Here is a 19,801-nt window from a genome sequence, read left to right as displayed (position 1 = left end):
GCGGCGGGCGCCGCCGTCAGGGGCGGGGGCCCAGGAGGCGGGTGTAGAGGTCGAGGAGGGGGGTTGATTCGGTCTGCCAGGACCATTGGCGGAGGACGTCGGTGCGGTCGTAGGCCTTGCGGTAGCGGCGGGGGTTGGTGAGGACGGCGCCGACCGCGCGGACGAAGTCGGCGGTGTCGCGGGCGCGGAAGACCTCGCCGTTGCCGAGTTCGAGGGTGGCGGCGGCCATCGCGCGGACGTCGCTGACGACGACCGGCAGGCGGGCGTGGGCGTATTCGAAGTAACGGGTCGCCAGGACCGTTTGGTGGTGCGGGAGTTGGTGGACGGGGAGGACGCCGATGTCGGCGGAGGCGAGGAAGCGGGGGATCTCGTCGACCGGGACGTACGGCAGGACGTGCAGGCGCCCGTGGACGCCGAGTTGGGCCGCGCGTTCGCGCAGTTCGCGCAGGTGCGGGTGGGCCGGGTCGGGGACGACGAAGGCCGCGTGCAGGTCGTAGAGCTTGGGCAGTGCCTCCACCACGGTGACCGGGCCGCGGTCCGGGGTGACCGGGCCGGTGTGCACCAACAGCGGGATGTCCGGGGCGAGATGGCAGCGCGCCCTGATGCCGGCCGGGTGCGCGGCGGACGAGGCGGGCGCGGCGGTGACCAGCGGTGGCGCGTTGCGCACCACGGCGGGGGTGGCGGACAGCCGGTGCCGTACGCGTAGCTCCCTGGCCAGGCCCTCGCCGACGGTGATCACGCCGTCCGCGGCCGGTGCGAAGGTGCGCTCGTGCGCCTCGCCGGCGACGGCCGCGCGGCGGGAGGCCGCCGGGGTGCGCGGCGGCGCGTCCCACACCACCTCGATCCGGTGCCCGGCGCCTTCGGCGCGCAGCGCCGCCCGGGTGGCGACGCCCAGCGCCCGGTGGCCGAGCGCGTGGATCAGATGCGGGCGGACGGCGTCCAGCACCGGCCCGTACGCGACCTCCTCGTCCAGCAGGCCGGGGTCGAGGCGGCGCCAGGCGCGGCGGCCGAGCAGCAGCCGGGTCACCTCGGTGACGAAGTTGTCCAGCGGCGCGACGGGATTCTCGCGGCGGCGGACCGCCGCCAGGTACTGCGCGGCGCGCAGCCTCGTCCAGCCGGCCCGCAGGCCGTGCCGCAGCCATGCCAGCGTGTGGCCGGTGCGGGCCGCCGCGAGCAGCGGCAACGGCCGGTGCACGATGTCGAGTTCGGCGGTGCGGGTGGTGATCAGGGCGCGTTCGGCCGCGAGCAGCGCGGTGCGGTGGTCGTACGCCGCCGCGCTGCGGTAGGCCAGCGGCCAGCGCAGGCCCGGTCTCGGGCGGCGCGCCCGTTGTCCGCCGAGCGTTTCGCGGACGGTGACCTGGCGTACGTCGACGCCTTCCGGTGTCACCGTCGCCGGTGCCGGGCCGAGCAGCGTCACCCGATAGCCCGCGGTGCGGGCGGCGTTCGCGACGCGCAGGGCGCGGCTGTTGCCGTCGAGGCCGCCGCCGCTGCTTTCGCTTCCGGCGAGGATCAGTACGTGGGCGGGCGCCCTTAAACCCTCCGTCATTCCCGCACCCAACATCACTCAGGTGATCATTTGGTTACGGCCGTCTGGACGCCGGGCGAACTGGCCCGGACCCGCGCCCTTGCGGCAGGGGTGCCCGGTCAGGGGCGCGGGGACGCAGCGCGGCGCTCGCGGAGGACGTTCACCCTCAGGGGCGCGGGGAACTGCGCGCTCGGGCCGCGCGGGGCTGCGGGTGAAAAGCCGCCCCCAGCGGGGCAGATGCTGTTGTTTTTGCGACCACCGGGCCGGTGGTGGGTTGCTCGCGCAGTTCCCCGCGCCCCTGAAGACATCGGGCGCCGCCCACCGCGAAGGTGCCGTCAGGCGTCCCCGGCGGGGGCCAGGCCGTGGAGGTCCCGCGCCGAGTGGTTGATGCCCGTCAGGAAGGTGTGGGCACGGGGGGAAGCCGCGGCGGTGAGCCACTCCTCGTCGATGTCGACGACGACGATCCGGACTCCGGTGCCGCCGAGCGCGAGCGGCAGGGTGTGGACGACGGTGGAGGGGAAGGACAGGACGGTGCGGCCGATGGGGCCGCGGCGGGCGACGAGTTCGAGGGGGAGGTCGGGGCGGACGATCTCCAGGCCGGTCTCGGCGGCGAGCCGGTGGAGTTTGTCGACGGCCTCGCGGCGGTGCGCGAAGTACCGTTTGGCGCCGTGCCGTTCGGCGAGCGAGCGGACGACGGCGAGATAGCGCTCGGGGTCGACGACGCCGGTCTCGACCAGGGACGTGCCGATCAGGTCGGTACTGGTGAGGGTGCGCGGCGGCCCGAACCGGCTGCGGGTCCAGGCGAATCGGTTGGTGCGCAGCGCCATGCCGGGCGGCGGGGTGGCGGGCATCGCGCTGAACAGCTCGACGTGCCGCCGCTTTCCGGGCGTGAGGCGGCGGCGGGCCGCGGAGGAGAAGATCCCGAAGGCGGCGTCCAGCGGGGACCTGCGCCGCCCGCTGCGGTGCCAGCGCACCAGCCGGCCGCCGGTGGCGAGGATCTCGGTGAATTCCATGGTGGCGGTGCCGTCGTCCACGACGGTCAACTCCCGTGCGCGGCACAGCGGAAGCAGTACCTGCACAAGACGGGAGAAGGGGTCGCCGATCACCAGATGGCGGACCCGGAAGAGCAGCGGCGCCAGCGACAGCGCCGTACGCAGCAGCCCGCCGCGGGTGCCGCGGGCCTCGAACCAGCGGACCACCGCGCCCTCGTCCCGGGCGAGTTCGGCCATCCGGCGGAGCTGGCCGCGGCTGGTGGGGTCGACCGGGGAGAGCACGACGACGGTGAGCGGCCCCGCCGCCGGCTCGTCGGGGACGGCGGCGGGGGCGGACGTGTCGGCGCCGGCGCGGCCGGCCGGGTCGGCGGGGACGGTGGGCGGATGGATGTGCGCCCACTCCAGGACGTTGAGGAGCTGCACGGGCGACTCCACGAGCGCGACGGCGCCGGTGCCCGGTACGGGCGGCTGCCCAGCCGTGGATACGGGCTCCGCGGTCATTCCCGTTCCCCTTTGCCTCTGCGATGCGCAGGGCCGTGCGGCCCTCCACGGTGCGCAGGGCCGTGGAGCCCTCCGCGGTGCGCGGGACCGTGCGGCCCCGCGCGGTGCGTCGGGCCGTGCGGGACCCGTGGGTCCCGTACGGCCTCGCTGGTCCTGGCGATCCCCGCCGTCCTTCCCGGTCGGCCGCGCGGCCACGGTCGGCCGCGCGGCCGTCTGCTGGTGCGTGCGGTCGGCTCAGACGGAGGCGGGAGCCTCGGCGCCCGTGGCCTCGGCCTCGGCGATGACGCCGGGCACGCGGCGCAGCTTCTTCATCGGGCCCAGCTCGCCCTCGTAGACCTTCTTGACGCCGTCGCCGAGCGAGGTCTCGATGATCCGGATGTCGCGCACCAGGCGCTCCAGGCCCTGCGACTCCACGGACGCGGCCTGGTCCGAACCCCACATGGCGCGGTCGAGGGTGATGTGCCGCTCGACGAAGACGGCGCCGATGGCGACCGCGGCGAGCGTGGTCTGCAGGCCCGTCTCGTGGCCGGAGTAGCCGACCGGCACGTTCGGGAACTCCGACTGCAGGGTGTTGATCATCCGCAGGTTCAGCTCTTCGTGCTTCGCCGGGTACGTCGACGTGGCGTGGCAGAGCACGATGTTGTCGCTGCCGAGGACCTCGACGGCGTGCCGGATCTGCTTCGGGGTGGACATGCCGGTGGACAGGATGATGGTGCGGCCGGTGGCGCGCAGCGCCTGCAGCAGTTCGTCGTCGGTCAGGCAGGCCGAGGCGACCTTGTGCGCCGGGACGTCGAACTTCTCCAGGAACTCGACCGACGGCACGTCCCACGGGGAGGCGAACCAGTCGATGCCGCGCTTGCGGCAGTACTCGTCGATCGCCCGGTAGCCGTCCTCGTCGAACTCGACGCGGTGCCGGTAGTCGATGTACGTCATACGGCCCCAGGGGGTGTCGCGCTCGATGTCCCACTGGTCGCGCGGGGTGCAGATCTCCGGGGTGCGCTTCTGGAACTTGACCGCGTCGCAGCCCGCGGCGACGGCCGCGTCGATCAGGGCGAACGCGTTCTCCAGGTCGCCGTTGTGGTTGATGCCGATCTCGCCGGTGACGTAGACGGGCTGTCCGTTGCCGATGTGGCGGGAGCCGACGGGACGGAGGTTTGCGGGGATGGATGTGGTCACGAGGGTGTTCCTTACGGGTCGGTGCTTCGGGGGGATTGCGGACATGGGGTGTCTCGTCGGCCGTCTCAGCGGGCGAGAGTGGGGCCCAGCAGCCAGGCGGCGATCTCGCGGATCGCGCCGTGGCCGCCCTGGGCCGTGGTGATGGCGCGGGCCGCGGCGCGCACCACGTCGTGGGCACCCGCGACGGCGACGGGCCAGCCGACCAGGCCGAAGCACGGCAGGTCGTTGACGTCGTTGCCGGCGTAGAGCACCCGTTCGGGCGCGATGCCGTTCTCCTCGCACCACTGCTTGAGCGCGAGGTCCTTGCGGTCGATGCCGTGCAGTACGGGGACCTGCAGCTTGCGGGCCCGTGCGGCGACGACCGCGTTGGTCTCGGTGGACAGGATCAGGACGGGCATTCCGGCGCGGCGCAGGGCCGCGACGCCGAGGCCGTCACCGCGGTGCACGGTGACCGACTCGTGCCCGTCGGCGTCGATCAGCACCCGGTCGTCGGTCTGGGTGCCGTCGAAGTCGAGGACGACCGCGTCGACGTCGGCCCAGCCGGGCGTCGTCGTGCGCGGGTCGAGCAGCGGGGCCAGCGCGCGGGCCCGCTCCAGGTCGGCGGGCTCGTCGATCTCCAGGACCCGCGCCGGGTCGGTGCGGACGAGTTCGGTGCGGCCGAAGAAGCGGTGGTTCGCGGCGCGGAAGCCGGCCGCGCGCATCGCGTACGCGGTGCCGGTCTCCAGCAGGTCCTGCGGGCGGTCCTGGCGGCGCGGCCGGGTGGACTTGTCGTGGTTGACGCCGACGGCGCCGTCCGCGGTCCCGGCTTCGGCCTCGCGCCAGATGAAGCCGTGGAAGGGGGCGACGGTGTGGGCGGTGTCCGCGCCGCCGTCCAGCACCGCGGCGGCGACGCCGTCGACCTCCTCGGCGGTGATGAACGGGCTGGTGCACTGGACGAGGAGGACCACGTCGGTGGGGGTGCCGGTCATCGCCTCGTGGGCGTCCATCGCGTGCAGCACCGCGGCCTCGCTGGTCGCGGTGTCGCCCGCGATCGCCGCCGGGCGCAGCACGACTTCCGCGCCGGCGGCGCGGGCGACTTCCGCGATGGCGGGGTCGTCGGTGGAGACGACCACCGCCGTGACGCGGGCCGCCTCCGTGCAGGCCGCTACGGCGCGGGCCACCAGCGGTACGCCGCTCACCGGGGCGAGGTTCTTCCCGGGTACGCCCTTGGAACCCCCGCGGGCGGGGATCACCGCCAGGACGCTTCCAGCGGGGGTAAGTGAGGGGTCGGTCATGAGGTGGCTCCTGTCGTCTTCCGGGCCTCCGGGCCCCTTGCGGCTCCTCCGCGGAGGAGGGCGCCCGCGCTGCGCATGCGGAGTACGTGCACCCCAGGGGCGCTGGGGGCACCCCCAGCGGTAGCTGGGGGAGGAACTGCGCGCTCAGCCCGCGCGGGGCTGCGGCTGACAAACCGCCCCCAGTGGGGCAGACGCTGTTGTTTTTGCGACCACCGGCCGGTGGGGGCTGAGCGCGCAGTTCCCCGCGCCCCTGAAAGACCTCGGTCACCCCCCGACGCAGAGGCGAGGCACAGGGGGCGCGCCCCTGGAAGACCTGGGGCACCCTTCGGCGGAAGGGCGAGGTAGACGGGCGGGCCCAGCGGCGGCGTCATAGCTGGCCCCAGCGGCGGATGGTGGGGGCTACGCGCTGGACGCCCTGCCGGTAGGCGGTGCGGGCGGAGTTGCGGACGAAGTCGCGGACGGCGCGGCGGACGGGGCCGGGGTCGCGGGGGGCGAGGCCGCCGGCGGGCTCGCCCTTGGGGTCGAGGCCGTGGCGGGCGAGGACGCCGGGGAGGTAACCGGGCGCGGTGCGCAGGGTGTAGTAGGGGGCGATCCGCGGGAGTTCGGGCTCGGCGAGCAGGGACTGGACGCGGGCGCGCAGGGCCGCGTACGGCGCGAGCGCGGCGACACCGTGGGCGGCGGTCCAGTCGGGATGGGCGCGCGGCACGTACCCGTCGTCCAGCTCGTCCCACGAGGCGAAGCAGCCGGAGCCGAGGAAGTGGTGGTTGCCGAGCGACTCGCGGATGCCGAGGTCGGTGAGGACGGCGGTCGGGATGCCGCGGTGCAGGGATTCGAGCGCGGCGGTCGAACTGACCGTCACCAGCAGGTCGGTACGGTCCAGGACCTCGGCCATGTTGCCGTAGACCAGGGAGAGGTTGTCCGGCGGGTCGAGGGCGGCGACCAGCTTCTGGTACGGGTGCTCCTCGATGTGCGTGGTGTGCTCGCCGGGCTTGCTGCGGAGTTTCACCAGGACCGCGCGCTCGGGGTGCTGCCGCGCGTGGTCGACGGTGCGGCGCAGCAGGTGGATGCGGTCCGCGCGGCCCTCGGGCGCGGACGGCTGCACGGCGAAGGTGACGGTGAACGGCCGCTCCGTGTCCGCCCTGTGGGGCCGGTACGGCTCGCCGCCGAGGAAGGGCAGCGCCGTCTCGACGATGCTCGCCGTGGGGTGGCCGACGCCTTCGTAGACGTCCCTGAACCGCCGTGCGTCGTCGGCGCTGTTGGCGAGGACGACATCGGCGCCGGCCCGCAGCAGCAGACCGTCGGCGAGCTTCTCGTAGACGACGCCGACGTAGCCGGTGACGACCAACGGCCGCCGCGGGCGGCCCTGCCAGGCCCGGGCGAAGCCGTGCAGGAGGGCCTGGACGGTGCCGCCGACGCAGGAGACGACGACCACGTCGCAGCTCTCCTCGTCGATCCTGGCCAGCATCTCGGCCGCGGTCAGCTCCGCCATGGAGTCCGCGGGGATGCCGAGTTCGGCCAGCTGACGGGGCGTCGGCGTGGCCCGGCCGCGCAGCAGGCGCGCGTCGAGACGGGCATCCGGGTCGATCCGGCGCGCGGTCAGCGCACCCCACTTCCACCGGGTGTCCGAATCGGCGATCACAGTGACCCGCAAAGGGCCGGGATTGCGTTTTGGCACGGACCGACCCTAGGAAGCGGCTGGGTTCATCGCGCCAATTCGCGGCCAACAGCAGGTAAACAGCGGAACGCGAGTTAGCCACCCACCCCGCCTGGCCAGGGAGTTCGGCGATCTTCCCGAATTGCCGCGCCACCGGTTGGCCATCTTCCGTTTACCCAGATGTACGCTCGACGCAAAGCAAAAGGACAGTCAAACGCCCTAAGGTACGGCGAGTGGTCAAGCTCTCCGTTATCGTGCCCTTTTTCAATGTGCAGCAATACGCACTGGATACCCTGCGCAGCCTGCGGGCGAATGCCTCGCCCGACTACGAGTTCGTGCTGGTGGACGACTGCTCCACCGACCGGACTCCGGCGATCCTGGAGCAGGCCCTGGACTCCGTACCGGGCGCCAGACTCGTCCGGCACGAGAAGAACGGGGGCCTGGCCACCGCGCGCAACACCGGTATCGACGCGGCACGCGGCGAGTACCTGACCTTCCTCGACGGCGACGACTGGTACGGGCCCGGCTATCTGCCGCGGCTGCTCGGGGCGATCACCGACCTGGGCACCGACTTCGTCCGCGTCGACCACGTCCAGTGCACCGGCTCCACCCGCAACATCATCCGGGTGCCGCACGGCCGCCGCGGCACGGTGCTCAAGGCCCGCGACGCGATCCTGCCCGCCGACCGCTCCACCTCGGTGGACTACCCGTACGCCTGGGCCGGGATCTACCACCGGCGGCTGGTGGACCGCGGGCTGCTGCACTTCCCCGACGGGCTGCGCACCGCGGAGGACCGGCCGTGGATCTGGCGGCTGCACCGCGAGGCGGACACCTTCGCGGTCGCCGCGGACCTGATGGGGATCTTCTACCGGCGCGGGGTGTCCACCTCGCTCACCCAGATCGGCGACGTCCGGCAGCTGGACTTCATCCGCAGCTTCGACCAGGTGATCGCCGAGACCGCGCGGGACCGGGACGCGGACGCGTTCATGCCGAAGGCGGTCCGCACCTACTGCGCGATCATCGCCCACCACCTGAACAACCTGGAGCGCTTCGAACCGGCCGTGGCCCGCCGCCTGAAGGCGATGAGCGCCGCCGCGCTGCGCAAGCTGCCGCAGGACGTGCTCACCGAGGCGCTGGACTCGATGGACCTGGAGCGCAGCGTGAAGCTGCGCCGGCTGCGCCGCCGACCGGGCCGCGCCGAGGACACCGCGGCCGTGCCCGCGCACCCGCCCGCCCCGCGGCCGGGGCGCGCGGCCGTGGGCCCGGACGCGGCGGACGCCGACGCGGCCGACCCGGCCGCCGACAATCTCGACGCCCTGGACGATCCCGAGTCCCTGGACGATCTCGACGCACGCGACAACGAGGGAGAGGTCGCGTGATGGCGCGCCGTACCCAGCTTTTCCTGGCGTCCACGCTCTACGGCGCCGCCACCCTGGCCGCCGCCCTGGACGCCGGCTCCTTCTCCCCGGCCGACCGCCGGCTGCTGGTGGTCTGCAACAACTCGGCCATCCCGGAGATCACCCCGCCGCTGGACGAGTCCCCCGGCTTCGCCGCGCTGCGCTCCCGCTTCGACCGGCTGGTCTCCTGGAACGAGGCCATCCACCCGATGCACCCCAGCGGCTGGCAGCCGCGCGCCGACGACGTGCCGATCTGGGAGCGCTACGTCCGCAGCCTGTGGGACCTCGGCGACGACAGCGTCGAGCTGGTCGTGGAGTCGATCCAGGTGCAGCCGGCGCTCGCGGTGGCGGCCGTCTTCCAGACCGCGCCGATCACCGTCTACGCCGACGGCCTGATGTCGTACGGCCCGACCCGCAACAAGCTGGGCGCGCTGGTGGACACCAGGATCGACCGGCTGCTGCACCTGGACCTGGTGCCGGGGCTGCGTCCGCTGCTGCTCAGCGAGCACGGCGTGGCGTCAGAGGTGGTGCCGTCCGAGGAGTTCACCAAGGTGCTCGCGGAGCTGGCCGAGTCCTCGCTGGCCGCGGGCGGCGACGATCTGGCGGGGGTGCCGGAGGGCGCCGCGCTGCTGCTCGGCCAGTACCTGTCGGCGCTCGGCCTGATCTCCCCGGCCGAGGAGGAGGAGCTGCACCTGTCGATGGTGCGCGGCGCGGCGAAGCTCGGGCACACCGAGATCGTCTTCAAGCCGCACCCCACCGCGCCGGCCGACTGGACGGAGCCGCTGAAGGCGGAGGCCGAGCGGCTGGGCGCGCGCTTCACGGTGCTCAACACCCCGGCGCTGGCGGAGGTGCTCTACCAGAAGTCGCGCCCGGCGCTGGTGGTCGGCTGCTTCTCCACGGCGCTGCTGACCGCGTCGGCCTTCTACGGCATCCCGGTGGCCCGTACCGGCACCGAGCTGCTGCTCGGCCGGCTCACCCCGTACCAGAACAGCAACCGCGTCCCGGTGACGATCGTGCACGCGCTCGTACCGGACCTGGCGGACACCGCCGCCGTACGGGCGTGGCAGCCGCCGTCGCCGGAGCGGGTGGCGGCCGAGCTGACGCCGCTGGTGCGGACGGTGGGCTTCTGCATGCAGCCGGTCGCGTACCCGAAGCTGCGGCCGGAGGCGGAGGCGTATCTGAGCCGGCACCTGTCGGCGCGGACCTGGCCGTACTTCAAGCGGCGGCGGCTGACCTCGCTGGGGCTGCCGGGCGCGGTCCCGGCGCGGCTGGCGTTCGTGCCGCGCAATCCGACGGTGCGGCGGGTGGCGCGCCGGGCGCGGGCGCTGAAGAAGGCCACGATGGGGTGACTCCGACGCCTCGGGCCGCGATGGGTCGCGGTGAGTTCGGTCACGATCGCCGCCGGTGAGGCTTTTGTCCCTTTACCGGCGGCGCGGGACAGCGCATCGTGGAGGCTTCCCCGGGGGCCCCAGCGCCGTACACGCACGATGAGGACTGACGCCGTGAGCGATTTCGCCGCACCCCGCCCGCACACCGAGCCCGTGACGGGCACCGGCGGGCCCAAGGACCGCAAGCACCTCGTCGAGCAGATCGCGGGCTGGACGCTCACGGTCGTGGTCGCGATGCTGATCGTCCAGCTGCACCTGATGTGACCGCCGGTCCGGGACCGCAGAGCCCCGGACCCACCTGCCGGAGGAGCCTCAGAAGGCGTCGGACGGGACGTAGGTGCCCCAGACCTCGCGCAGCGCGTTGCAGACCTCGCCGACCGTGGCGCGGGCCCGCAGCGCCTCCTTCATCGGGTAGAGCACGTTGTCACTGCCCTGCGCGGCCTTCTGGAGCGCTGCCAGCGCCGCGTCGACGGCCGGCTGGTCGCGGCGGGCGCGCAGTTCGGCGAGCCGGGCCGCCTGCTGGGCCTCGATGGCCGGGTCCACCCGCAGCGGCTCGTACGGCTCCTCCTCGTCGAGCTGGTAGCGGTTGACGCCGACCACGACGCGCTCGCCCGAGTCGGTCTGGAGCGCGATCCGGTACGCCGAGCGCTCGATCTCCTGCTTCTGGAAGCCGTGCTCGATCGCGGCGACCGCGCCGCCCAGCTCCTCGACCTTGTCCATCAGCGCCAGCGCCGCCGCCTCGACGTCGTCGGTGAGCTTCTCCACCACGTACGAACCGGCGAACGGGTCGACGGTCGCGGTGACGTCCGTCTCGTAGGCCAGCACCTGCTGGGTGCGCAGTGCGAGGCGGGCGGACTTGTCGGTGGGCAGCGCGATGGCCTCGTCGAAGGAGTTGGTGTGCAGCGACTGGGTGCCGCCGAGCACCGCCGCCAGGCCCTGGACTGCGACCCGCACCAGATTGACCTCGGGCTGCTGCGCGGTGAGTTGCACGCCTGCGGTCTGGGTGTGGAAGCGCAGCATCTGCGACTTGGGGTTCTTCGCGCCGAACTTCTCGCGCATCACGCGCGCCCAGATCCGCCGGGCGGCGCGGAATTTCGCGACCTCCTCCAGGATCGTGGTGCGGGAGACGAAGAAGAAGGACAGCCGGGGCGCGAAGTCGTCCACGTCCATCCCGGCCGCGACGGCGGTGCGCACGTACTCGATGCCGTCGGCGAGCGTGAAGGCGATCTCCTGCGCGGGCGAGGCGCCGGCCTCGGCCATGTGGTAGCCGGAGATCGAGATGGTGTTCCACTTCGGGATCTCGCGGCGGCAGTAGCCGAAGATGTCCGCGATCAGCCGCAGGCTGGGCTTGGGCGGGAAGATGTACGTGCCGCGGGCGATGTACTCCTTCAGCACGTCGTTCTGCACCGTGCCGGTCAGCGCGGACGCCTCGATGCCCTGCTCCTCGGCGACCAGCTGGTACATCAGCAGCAGCAGGGCGGCCGGGGCGTTGATCGTCATCGAGGTGGAGACCTGGTCCAGCGGGATGCCGTCGAAGAGGACCTTCATGTCCTCGACCGAGTCGATCGCCACGCCGACCTTGCCGACCTCGCCGTGCGCGATCACCGCGTCGGAGTCGTGGCCCATCTGGGTGGGCAGGTCGAAGGCGACCGACAGGCCCATCGTGCCGTTGGCGATCAGGCCCTTGTAGCGGGTGTTGGACTCGGCGGCGGTGCCGAAGCCGGCGTACTGCCGCATCGTCCACGGACGCCCGGTGTACATCGACTTGTAGACACCGCGGGTGTACGGGTAGGCGCCGGGTTCGCCCAGCTGCTCGGCCGGATCCCAGCCCTCCAACACGCCCGGCCCGTACACCGGCTCGATCGGCAGTCCCGACTCCGACTCGCGTGTCATGCTCACGCCTCCGCAATGGTCATTACTGGCGGGTAATCAGCTCCCCCAGACACGGACTGTAGTGGCGGCCGTGCGTGCCGTGGAGAGCGACCGGCTGGGACCTTCCTCACAGTCACCTGGCCGTGCTCACAGTCTTCCCCCAGGTTGCCGCAACCGCGCGGCCGGGAATCGGTGTCTAGGGAGGAACAGACCGATGCTTCAGGGTGACCCAGGGGGATGAAGAGATGAAGGCCATACGCGGCAGATCACCGGTGGCGGTGACCGTGGCGACCGTCACGGCGGCGCTGTCCGCCGCCGTCCTGGTCGGCTGCGGACCGCAGTCGTCCGACGCGGCGGGCAAGGGGAAGGCGACGGCGACAGCGTCGCGGACCACCACGGCGGCGCCGTCGCCGAGCGCGACGACCGGCGGACCGACCACCCAGGCCCCGGCCACCACCGCCCCGCCGACCACCACCGCGCCCACCACGGCGGCCCCGACGACGACGGCACCGGCCACGACCAAGCCGCCCGTCCCCGTCGTGGTCTCCTACGGCGAGACCAGCGCCAAGGTGCGCGAACTCCAGGCCCGGCTCGCCCAGCTCCACCTCTTCAGCCAGTCCCCGACCGGCTTCTACGGCGCCGTCACCCAGCACTCGGTCAGCGACTTCCAGGAGCGGCACGGGCTGACCGTCACCGGCAGGGTCACCGAGGCCACCTGGACCAAGCTGCGGGCGCTGACCCGCACGCCGACCCACAAGGAGCTGTACCCGGTCGCCAAGCCGCAGCCCGCGGGCAAGCTGGACGCACGCTGCATGACCGGCCGCGCCATGTGCGTGAGCAAGACCTCGCGCACCCTGTCGTGGGTGGTGGACGGCAAGGTGCTCGCCACGATGGACGTCCGCTTCGGGTCGCAGTACACCCCGACCCGGGAGGGGCTCTTCCACGTCAGCTTCAAGAGCCGTGACCACGTCTCGACGATCTACCACACGGCCATGCCGTACGCGATGTTCTTCAGCGGCGGCCAGGCGGTGCACTACTCGTCGGACTTCGCCGCCCGCGGTTACGCGGGGGCGTCCCACGGCTGTGTGAACGTCCGGGACAAGGCGGCGATCGCCGCGCTGTTCGACCAGGTCAAGGTCGGCGACAAGGTCGTCGTCTACTGGTGAGGCGCGGCGCCGCCGTCCCCGGATGGAGCGGGCGCGGCCGGGCAGGGGGAATGCGCCCGGCCGCGCCCTGTGCGCGGACCCCGATACGGGGAGAACCTGGGTCCACAGGACCGATGACCAGTCGGTCCACTTCCTACAGCGCACCGGCCCGCGGAAGTGTCACCTGCCGCGCCCGCGGCCACCCCGCCTGGCGTGCCCCTTTTCCCATTCCGTGCCGCAATGCACCCGATGCGCGCCCGCCGTGCGGCACCTTCCCCACGACCTCCGGTGCCCCCGGTCGTGCCCGTTCCGGGCAGCGGGTACGGGCGGGGCGGTACGTACGGACGGGGCCGTCGATACGGTGGCGCCGCTCCTGCGGACGCGGGAGGCACGGGAATCGTCGGAGGTCTCGCCCGGCGTGGGCGGCGTACTCGGTACGGCGCCCACGGTCGCGGCGGGCGGCCTGACCCCCGGTCCCTCGCCGCCCACGGCGTACCTGCCGCCGGCCACCGCGACGGCCACCCCGGCAACGGCGAGCGCGGCCCCGACCGCAGCCGACACCCGCCGACCCCGCTTCTTGCGGAGAACGGTTCCTCCAGCTACCGCTGGGGGAGGAACTGCGCGGGCAACCCCCACCGGCCCGGTGGTCGCGAAACCAACAGCACCCGCCCCTTCGGGGCGGCTTGTACGGAAAGCGGCGACAGCCGCTGCCTCACGCGCCGGATCAGCGCCCGAAACGGGCGCCGCGGCGGCGGACAGCAACCGCGCCAGCCGCGCCGCACTCATCAGCGCCCGCCCGTCCGGCGGCGCCGGACACCCACCGGAGACGAGCGCTTCGGCGGCCTCGGCGTCGAGCCAGTCCACGGCGACACCGCCGCCGAGATCCCGCCCCGCCCCGCGGCGCACCCGCATCACACGGCCTCGGAGGCAGAGGCAGGAGCGGGCGCCGAGGCAGCGGAAGAAGCGGAAGCAGCCGCCGAGAAGGCCACGCCGACATGGTCGGCGTCCCCCGCGGGATCGCGAAAAGCCGCGTCCTGCTCAAGGAGTTCGGCCAGCCGCCGCAGCCCGCGGTGGGTGGCCATCCGGACGGACCCGGCCCGTTTGCCGAGGACACGGGCGGCGCTGGTGGAGTCGAGCCCCATGACGACGCGGAGCAGGACGGCTTCGGCCTGCTCGCGCGGCAGCGCCGCTATCGCGGCGAGCGCGCGGTCGGTGGCGACCGCGTCGAGCGCCTCACCGGCGGTGTCGGCCCGGTCGGGCAGCTGCACGAGTTCGTCGACGCCGGCCCCGGAGACCGGCCGCCGGGCGCGCGCCCTGATGTGGTCGAGCGCCCGGTTGCGGGCTATCCGCGCGGCCCAGCCGCGCACGGAGTCGCCCGCGCCGCGGAAGTTGGGCAGGTCGCGGGCGATCTGCAGCCACGCCTCGGAGGCGACGTCCTCGGCGTCCACCGGACCGACCAGGCTGCGCACGTATTGCAGCAACTGCGGCTGTACGGCGCGGTACACCACGCGGAACGCGGCCTCGTCGCCGCGCTGCGCCCCGGCTACCGCGGTCTCCAGGTCCACCTCTGGCCCCACCCCCTCGAACACTGGCCCCATCCTGCCTCATGTGGGAGCGGTGACACTTTTGAACGTGGATACGCCGTACAAGACGGCGGCCGGGGACGCTCCTGTGGGGGGAGGCGGCCCCCGGCCGTCGTCAACTCCCCCCATGCAGGTGCTTCATGAAAAGCCGTTGAGGAGTCCTCCGATGTCATTGGACCGTCTCCTCGACGGGCTCCCGGGCGGGCTGCCGCCCGGACGGCTGATTCCCGGCTCCTCCCCCGGTCTGTGGCTGAGCGACGAACCCGTGGTCGCCCCCGGCCGGTTGTGGGCCCGCTACCAGGCACAGCAGTGGCGTACGGGCTGGCTGCCGGTGCTGATGGCCTGGCCGTGCGCCGACGGCGCCGGGCACACCGCCGAGGAGATCGACGCCGTGGACGCGGGCGCGTCGCTGCGCGAGGCGTGGTCGTCGTACCAGGAGGCGCGTTCGCTGCGGCCGCCGCACCCGGCGATCGACGAGGTGTGGCCGGACGAGACGGCCGCCCTGCTGGCCGCCGACCCGGGCCCGCCCTTCACCCGCTTCCCCGGTCTGGCCGCCGCGGCGGACCCGCACCCCGGCCCGGCGCCCGACGCGGTGGCCCGCGCGGCCGTCGGCCAGATGCTGCACTACTTCACCACCCGTTTCATCGCGCACATCGCGCTGGTCCGCGCCGGGCGCACCGCCGACATCCCGGCGCTCGCGGGCTGGCAGACCGAGGCGCCGGCGCTGGACCTGTCGGCGCTGCTGCGCACCTGGGAGGACCGGTTCGGCGCCCGGGTGATCGGCTTCGAGGGCTCGTCGGTCTTCGTGTCGGTGGCCTCGCCGCCGCTGTCCTCGGCGCACGCCGCGCACGTCGCCCTGGAACACGTACTGACCGGCGCGTCCAATCTCAATGACGGCACCTTCCCCTTCCCCGACTACGCCGAGGCGCTGCGCGGCGAGCGGCTGTGGTCGTTCTGGTGGGACTGACGTCACCCGACAGACGTCACCCGACAACTGACGCCACCCGGCACCGACCGTCGATCAACGTCAACACCCGACCGCCACCCTTCCCGTACGGGTGAAGTTCAAGCGGCCGACCGGACACCTCGGGCCCGGGCGTAACCGAGTGCCCCTACAGTGGGCGCCATCCCCTGCCGTACCCGCCGTATCCCTCCAGGAGCCCCGCGCTGTCCAGTGACACCCCGCCCAAGGGGCTGTACCTGCTCAACCAGGCCCCCTCCCTGGCCGCGGAGGCGGCGCTGCGCACCTGCTGCGGCAGCCACCGCTGGGCCCGCCGGATGGCCGCGCACCGCCCGTACCCCACGGTCGAGGCGCTGCTTGCCGCGGCCGACGAGGCGGCGTACGACCTGACGTCCGGAGATCTGGCCGAGGCGCTGGCCGGCGAGGCCACCACCGCGCTGCCCGACCGCGGCGGTCTGGCCGTGCACACCGCGCTGCGCGCGGCGAACGCGGCGTACGAAGCGAAGTTCGGCCATGTCTTCGTGCTCGCGCTGACCGGTCTCGACGACCCGGACGACCCGGCGGCGGTGCTCGACCAGACGCTGGCGAGCCTGCGCGAGCGGCTCGGGCACGACGAGGACGAGGAGTCGGTGGCGACGGCGGAGCAGCTGCGCCGGATCTGCCGTGACCGGCTGCGACGCCTGGCGGATTCACCCGACCGTGCGGGATCGATCACACCTGGCCTACCCCGCGGTACGGAGCCGACATCGCGTCGCTACGATGGCCGGGGCCGGTGGACCGTACCCGGCCGGGCGTGACCGACTAGCAAGGAAGCGACAGCCGGCACCCCTCGCCCCGCTCCCGGAGGGTTTTTTCCGTGCCGGCTGGAACGCTGTACCGCGGCCGGGAAGGCATGTGGTCGTGGGTGGCTCATCGAGTCACCGGTGTCCTCATCTTCTTCTTCCTGTTCGTCCATGTCCTCGACACCGCCCTCGTACGGGTCTCCCCCGAGGATTACGACAAGGTCGTCGCGACCTACAAGACCCCGATCGTCAGCCTGCTGGAGTACGGCCTCGTCGCCGCGATCCTCTTCCACGCGCTGAACGGACTGCGGATCATCGCCGTCGACTACTGGACCAAGGGCCCGCGCTACCAGAAGCAGATGCTCTGGACGGTGCTCGGCCTGTGGGTCCTGCTCATGGTCGGCGCGATCTACCCCGTCCTCGGCCACGCCGCACGAGTCCTGTTCGGGAGCTGACCCACATGTCGACCGATACCTCCCCCGTGGACGCCGTCGAGCTGACCGGCTCCAGCGTCACGTACGGCCCGGACAACCCGGCCCCGGTCATCGAGCCGCCGCGGGCCCGCACCAAGCGGACCCCGCGCGCCACCCGGACCAACTTCGAGCTGTACGGCTGGCTGTTCATGCGGCTGTCCGGCGTGGTGCTCGTGGTGCTGGTCCTCGGCCACCTGCTGATCCAGCTGGTGCTGGACGGCGGCGTCACCAAGGTCGGCTTCGCCTTCGTCGCGGGCCGCTGGGCCTCGCCGTTCTGGCAGGGCTGGGACCTGGTGATGCTGTGGCTGGCCATGCTGCACGGCGGCAACGGCCTGCGGACCGTCATCAACGACTACGCCGAGCAGGCGAACACCCGCTTCTGGCTGAAGACGCTGCTGTTCACCGCTGTGGCGTTCACCATCGTGCTCGGGTCGCTGGTGATCTTCACCTTCGACCCGAACATCCGCTAGGCCAGGGCAGGACAGGGAAGCGACCCCATGCAGATCCACAAGTACGACACCGTCATCGTCGGCGCGGGCGGCGCCGGTATGCGCGCGGCCATCGAGGCCACCAAGCGCAGCCGCACCGCCGTCCTGACCAAGCTCTACCCGACCAGGTCCCACACCGGCGCGGCACAGGGCGGCATGGCCGCCGCCCTGGCCAACGTCGAGGAGGACAACTGGGAGTGGCACACCTTCGACACGATCAAGGGCGGTGACTACCTGGTCGACCAGGACGCCGCCGAGATCCTGGCGAAGGAGGCCATCGACGCGGTCCTGGACCTGGAGAAGATGGGCCTGCCGTTCAACCGGACGCCCGAGGGCCGGATCGACCAGCGCCGCTTCGGCGGCCACACCCGCAACCACGGCGAGGCCGCGGTGCGCCGCGCCTGCTACGCCGCGGACCGCACCGGCCACATGATCCTCCAGACGCTGTACCAGAACTGTGTCAAGGAGGGCGTGGAGTTCTTCAACGAGTTCTACGTCCTTGACCAGCTGCTGGTCGAGGTCGACGGCGTCAAGCGGTCGGCGGGCGTGGTCGCGTACGAGCTGGCCACCGGCGAGATCCACGTCTTCCAGGCGAAGGCCGTGATCTACGCGTCCGGCGGCACCGGCAAGTTCTTCAAGGTGACGTCCAACGCGCACACCCTGACCGGTGACGGCCAGGCCGCGGTCTACCGGCGCGGACTGCCGCTGGAGGACATGGAGTTCTTCCAGTTCCACCCGACGGGCATCTGGCGGATGGGCATCCTGCTGACGGAGGGCGCCCGCGGTGAGGGCGGCATCCTCCGCAACAAGGACGGCGAGCGCTTCATGGAGAAGTACGCGCCGGTCATGAAGGACCTGGCCTCGCGCGACGTCGTCTCCCGGGCGATCTACACCGAGATCCGTGAGGGCCGCGGCTGCGGTCCCGAGGGTGACCACGTCTACCTGGACCTCACCCACCTGCCGCCGGAGCAGCTGGACGCGAAGCTGCCGGACATCACCGAGTTCGCGCGCACGTACCTGGGCATCGAGCCGTACACCGACCCGATCCCGATCCAGCCGACCGCGCACTACGCGATGGGCGGCATCCCGACCAACGTCCAGGGCGAGGTGCTCAGCGACAACAGCACCGTCGTGCCCGGTCTGTACGCGGCCGGCGAGGTGGCCTGCGTGTCGGTGCACGGCGCGAACCGGCTCGGCACCAACTCGCTGCTGGACATCAACGTCTTCGGCCGCCGTTCGGGCATCGCCGCCGCCGAGTACGCGCACGCCAACGACTTCGTGCCGCTGCCGGAGGACCCGGCCTCGCTGGTCGAGGAGCAGGTGGAGCGGCTGCGCGACTCCAACGGCACCGAGCGGGTGTCGGTGATCCGCACCGAGCTGCAGGAGTGCATGGACGCCAATGTGATGGTGTTCCGCACCGAGCAGACCATCAAGACGGCCGTCGAGAAGATCGGCGAGCTGCGCGAGCGGTACCGGAACGTGGCGATCCAGGACAAGGGCAAGCGGTTCAACACCGACCTGCTGGAGGCCGTCGAGCTGGGCAATCTGCTCGACCTGGCCGAGGTCATGGCGGTGTCCGCGCTGGCCCGCAAGGAGTCGCGCGGCGGTCACTACCGCGAGGACTACCCGAACCGCGACGACGTGAACTTCATGCGGCACACGATGGCCTACCGCGAGGTGGACGCGACCGGCGTCGAGTCGATCCGCCTCGACTACAAGCCGGTCGTGCAGACCCGCTACCAGCCGATGGAGCGTAAGTACTGATGAGCACCCCGACGCTCGACAAGCACTCGGCGGCCCTGGATGCCGCCGAGGTGACCGATGCGCACCTGATCACGATCACGCTGCGGATCCGCCGGTTCAACCCGGAGGTCTCCGCGGACCCGGAGTGGGTCGACTACCAGCTGCCGATCGACCCGAAGGAGCGCGTCCTGGACGCGCTGCACAAGGTCAAGTGGGAGATCGACGGTTCGCTGACCTTCCGCCGGTCGTGCGCGCACGGGGTCTGCGGCTCCGACGCGATGCGGATCAACGGCAAGAACCGGCTGGCCTGCAAGACCCTGATCAAGGACATCAACCCGGACAAGCCGATCACGGTCGAGGCGATCAAGGGCCTGACCGTGCTGAAGGACCTCGTGGTCGACATGGACCCGTTCTTCCAGGCGTACCGGGACGTGATGCCCTTCCTGATCACCAAGGGCAACGAGCCGACCCGGGAGCGCCTGCAGTCCGCCGCGGACCGCGAGCGCTTCGACGACACCACCAAGTGCATCCTGTGCGCCGCGTGCACCTCGTCCTGCCCGGTCTTCTGGAACGACGGCCAGTACTTCGGCCCGGCCGCCATCGTCAACGCGCACCGTTTCATCTTCGACTCGCGCGACGAGGCGGGCGAGCAGCGCCTGGAGATCCTGAACGACAAGGACGGCGTCTGGCGCTGCCGCACCACCTTCAACTGCACGGACGCCTGCCCGCGCGGCATCGAGGTGACCAAGGCCATCCAGGAAGTGAAGCGGGCGCTGATCACCCGCCGCTTCTGATTCCCCGTCCCGTACGGCCGAAGGGCCCGCCCGGCACCGATGGTGCCGGGCGG

At 72.3% G+C, this 19,801-nt stretch carries 17 protein-coding genes; 10 read left to right on the top strand and 7 right to left on the bottom strand.

The features are described 5' to 3' along the window. Positions 1–16 precede the first annotated feature (16 nt). From BM076_RS11525 to BM076_RS11505, 5 genes are all read right to left on the bottom strand, one after another. Entirely contained in the window at positions 17–1,546 is a 1,530-nt protein-coding gene (locus BM076_RS11525; RefSeq protein WP_093713344.1) for a glycosyltransferase, read from the bottom strand. 314 nt (positions 1,547–1,860) lie between these two features. Further along, positions 1,861–3,018, bottom strand: coding sequence for a hypothetical protein (locus BM076_RS11520; RefSeq protein ID WP_093713343.1), 1,158 nt, complete (start codon positions 3,016–3,018; stop codon positions 1,861–1,863). Between the two features lie 234 nt (positions 3,019–3,252). Beyond that, on the bottom strand, positions 3,253–4,194 hold the full coding sequence (locus BM076_RS11515; protein ID WP_245795973.1) for an N-acetylneuraminate synthase family protein: 942 nt from the start codon (positions 4,192–4,194) through the stop codon (positions 3,253–3,255). A 65-nt stretch (positions 4,195–4,259) separates the two neighbouring features. Continuing rightward, positions 4,260–5,468 (bottom strand): acylneuraminate cytidylyltransferase, encoded by a 1,209-nt coding sequence (locus BM076_RS11510; RefSeq protein WP_093713341.1) that lies wholly within the window; start codon positions 5,466–5,468, stop codon positions 4,260–4,262. A 367-nt stretch (positions 5,469–5,835) separates the two neighbouring features. Continuing rightward, positions 5,836–7,143, bottom strand: a complete 1,308-nt coding sequence (locus BM076_RS11505) for a DUF6716 putative glycosyltransferase (protein ID WP_245795971.1) — start codon at positions 7,141–7,143, stop codon at positions 5,836–5,838. 212 nt (positions 7,144–7,355) lie between these two features. On the opposite strand from BM076_RS11505, the gene BM076_RS11500 reads away from it, so the two are divergent. The 3 genes from BM076_RS11500 to BM076_RS35640 all read left to right on the top strand — a co-directional run bounded on the left by BM076_RS11500 (position 7,356) and on the right by BM076_RS35640 (position 10,171). After that, positions 7,356–8,501 carry a glycosyltransferase family 2 protein gene (locus BM076_RS11500; protein WP_093713340.1) on the top strand — a complete coding sequence of 382 codons (1,146 nt, stop codon included), beginning with the start codon at positions 7,356–7,358 and terminating at the stop codon, positions 8,499–8,501. Then, the gene (locus tag BM076_RS11495; RefSeq protein ID WP_093713339.1) at positions 8,501–9,868 is read left to right on the top strand and encodes a polysialyltransferase family glycosyltransferase; all 1,368 of its coding nucleotides are present in this window, start codon (positions 8,501–8,503) and stop codon (positions 9,866–9,868) included. The genes BM076_RS11500 and BM076_RS11495 overlap by 1 nt, the downstream gene beginning before the upstream one ends. 153 nt (positions 9,869–10,021) lie before the next feature. Beyond that, positions 10,022–10,171, top strand: coding sequence for an SCO1431 family membrane protein (locus BM076_RS35640; RefSeq protein WP_245795969.1), 150 nt, complete (start codon positions 10,022–10,024; stop codon positions 10,169–10,171). A gap of 48 nt (positions 10,172–10,219) precedes the next feature. On the opposite strand, the gene BM076_RS11490 is transcribed toward BM076_RS35640, so the two are convergent. Further along, positions 10,220–11,800, bottom strand: coding sequence for an acyl-CoA mutase large subunit family protein (locus tag BM076_RS11490; protein ID WP_093713338.1), 1,581 nt, complete (start codon positions 11,798–11,800; stop codon positions 10,220–10,222). Between the two features lie 224 nt (positions 11,801–12,024). Here BM076_RS11490 and BM076_RS11485 point away from each other — a divergent pair, with 224 nt between their 5' ends. Then, a complete protein-coding gene (locus tag BM076_RS11485) occupies positions 12,025–12,945 on the top strand; it encodes a L,D-transpeptidase family protein (protein ID WP_093713337.1) in 921 nt (306 codons plus the stop codon). An 890-nt stretch (positions 12,946–13,835) separates the two neighbouring features. Here the strand turns inward: BM076_RS11485 and BM076_RS11480 are convergent. After that, a complete protein-coding gene (locus tag BM076_RS11480; protein ID WP_245795968.1) occupies positions 13,836–14,513 on the bottom strand; it encodes an RNA polymerase sigma factor in 678 nt (225 codons plus the stop codon). A 160-nt stretch (positions 14,514–14,673) separates the two neighbouring features. On the opposite strand from BM076_RS11480, the gene BM076_RS11475 reads away from it, so the two are divergent. The 6 genes from BM076_RS11475 (at position 14,674) to BM076_RS11450 (ending at position 19,748) form a co-directional block, all read left to right on the top strand. After that, positions 14,674–15,474, top strand: a complete 801-nt coding sequence (locus BM076_RS11475) for a DUF4253 domain-containing protein (RefSeq protein WP_177246409.1) — start codon at positions 14,674–14,676, stop codon at positions 15,472–15,474. A 200-nt stretch (positions 15,475–15,674) separates the two neighbouring features. Then, positions 15,675–16,265 (top strand): 2-oxo-4-hydroxy-4-carboxy-5-ureidoimidazoline decarboxylase, encoded by a 591-nt coding sequence (locus BM076_RS11470; RefSeq protein WP_093713334.1) that lies wholly within the window; start codon positions 15,675–15,677, stop codon positions 16,263–16,265. Between the two features lie 59 nt (positions 16,266–16,324). Next, the gene (gene sdhC, locus BM076_RS11465) at positions 16,325–16,705 is read left to right on the top strand and encodes a succinate dehydrogenase, cytochrome b556 subunit (protein ID WP_093713333.1); all 381 of its coding nucleotides are present in this window, start codon (positions 16,325–16,327) and stop codon (positions 16,703–16,705) included. Between the two features lie 5 nt (positions 16,706–16,710). Continuing rightward, on the top strand, positions 16,711–17,193 hold the full coding sequence (locus BM076_RS11460) for a succinate dehydrogenase hydrophobic membrane anchor subunit (protein ID WP_093713332.1): 483 nt from the start codon (positions 16,711–16,713) through the stop codon (positions 17,191–17,193). Between the two features lie 27 nt (positions 17,194–17,220). After that, entirely contained in the window at positions 17,221–18,975 is a 1,755-nt protein-coding gene (sdhA, locus tag BM076_RS11455) for a succinate dehydrogenase flavoprotein subunit (RefSeq protein ID WP_093713331.1), read from the top strand. Beyond that, the gene (locus BM076_RS11450; RefSeq protein WP_093713330.1) at positions 18,975–19,748 is read left to right on the top strand and encodes a succinate dehydrogenase iron-sulfur subunit; all 774 of its coding nucleotides are present in this window, start codon (positions 18,975–18,977) and stop codon (positions 19,746–19,748) included. The genes sdhA and BM076_RS11450 overlap by 1 nt, the downstream gene beginning before the upstream one ends. Positions 19,749–19,801 lie beyond the last annotated feature (53 nt).

It is taken from the genome of Actinacidiphila alni, assembly GCF_900112845.1.
GTDB classification, from domain to species: Bacteria; Actinomycetota; Actinomycetes; order Streptomycetales; family Streptomycetaceae; genus Actinacidiphila; species Actinacidiphila alni.
This window is presented reverse-complemented; position numbering and strand designations above follow the sequence as displayed.

Coding starts and splice junctions, on each gene's coding strand:
- BM076_RS11510 (WP_093713341.1), bottom strand. CDS start 5,468: ATGACCGACCCCTCACTTACCCCCGCTGGAAGCGTCCTGGCGGTGATC.
- BM076_RS11460 (WP_093713332.1), top strand. CDS start 16,711: ATGTCGACCGATACCTCCCCCGTGGACGCCGTCGAGCTGACCGGCTCC.
- BM076_RS11520 (WP_093713343.1), bottom strand. CDS start 3,018: ATGACCGCGGAGCCCGTATCCACGGCTGGGCAGCCGCCCGTACCGGGC.
- BM076_RS11450 (WP_093713330.1), top strand. CDS start 18,975: ATGAGCACCCCGACGCTCGACAAGCACTCGGCGGCCCTGGATGCCGCC.
- sdhA (WP_093713331.1), top strand. CDS start 17,221: ATGCAGATCCACAAGTACGACACCGTCATCGTCGGCGCGGGCGGCGCC.
- BM076_RS11495 (WP_093713339.1), top strand. CDS start 8,501: ATGGCGCGCCGTACCCAGCTTTTCCTGGCGTCCACGCTCTACGGCGCC.
- BM076_RS11525 (WP_093713344.1), bottom strand. CDS start 1,546: ATGACGGAGGGTTTAAGGGCGCCCGCCCACGTACTGATCCTCGCCGGA.
- BM076_RS11490 (WP_093713338.1), bottom strand. CDS start 11,800: ATGACACGCGAGTCGGAGTCGGGACTGCCGATCGAGCCGGTGTACGGG.
- BM076_RS11475 (WP_177246409.1), top strand. CDS start 14,674: ATGTCATTGGACCGTCTCCTCGACGGGCTCCCGGGCGGGCTGCCGCCC.
- BM076_RS11485 (WP_093713337.1), top strand. CDS start 12,025: ATGAAGGCCATACGCGGCAGATCACCGGTGGCGGTGACCGTGGCGACC.